The organism is Mesorhizobium sp. M7A.F.Ca.US.005.03.2.1 (assembly GCF_003997795.1).
GTDB classification, from domain to species: Bacteria; Pseudomonadota; Alphaproteobacteria; order Rhizobiales; family Rhizobiaceae; genus Mesorhizobium; species Mesorhizobium ciceri.
This window is the reverse complement of sequence record NZ_RZRP01001437.1, coordinates 1-798: the sequence shown is the minus strand read 5'-3', so window position 1 is coordinate 798 and position 798 is coordinate 1. Positions and strand designations below refer to the sequence as shown.

1 protein-coding gene is annotated in these 798 nt (G+C 65.4%); it reads right to left on the bottom strand.

The window, feature by feature from the left end; all coding sequences use genetic code 11:
- The coding region (locus tag EN991_RS38315; RefSeq protein ID WP_164769766.1) for a YcjX family protein at positions 1-798 on the bottom strand (798 nt) is incomplete at both ends.

The following is a 798-nucleotide window of genomic DNA, read 5'->3' as shown; positions in this document are numbered from 1 at the left end:
GTCCGCGGAGTCCTGCCTGTGATCGGCTCCCGAAACATCGAAAACCGCATCAATATTCTCCGGTAAGTCACCGGGAAATATGGCTGTTTCAGTTTTTCCATCGAAGGTTTCGCCGTTGATCTTCTCACCGGCTATCGGCGTGCCGATGATGACGGGAAGCGTCTCCCGGCCTTGCCTGACGGTGCCTTCGCGCGTCGCGCGCACCGCCGCCATGGCGACCACATCGACATCGGCGCCGGTGAAATTCGCCCGTGCCACGGCGCGGTCGGCAAGCCGCCGCACGATCGCCTGCAGCCGGTCATGGCTTTCGTGATGCAGATGGTCGGCCTTGGTCGCGGCAACCAGGATGCGGTCGATGCGCCGCGAGAACAGATCGGTGAGGAAGCTGCCCCGGCCGGGGCGAAAACAGCTGAGGATCTCGGTCACCGCGCGTTCCAGGTCGGCCATGGCGCCCGGGCCGGCGTTCAGCGCCTGCATAGCGTCGATCAGCACGATCTGGCGGTCGAGGCGGGTGATGTGTTCCCGGAAAAAGGGTTTGACGACATGCGTCTTGTAGGCCTCATAGCGCCTGTCCATCATGGCGTGCAGCGAGCCTGCGCGCGGGCGCTTGTCGTCGATCCCGGCCAGTGGCGCGAAGGTCAGGGCCGGCGAGCCTTCGAGATCGCCCGGCATCAGGAAGCGGCCGGGCGGCAAGGTCGAAAGCGCCCGCTCGTCGAGCTTGCAGGCCTTCAGATAGGCGGCGAAACTCTCGGCCAGGCGGCGCGCCGTCATCTCGTCGGCATCGGCGTTCGGGTCGAT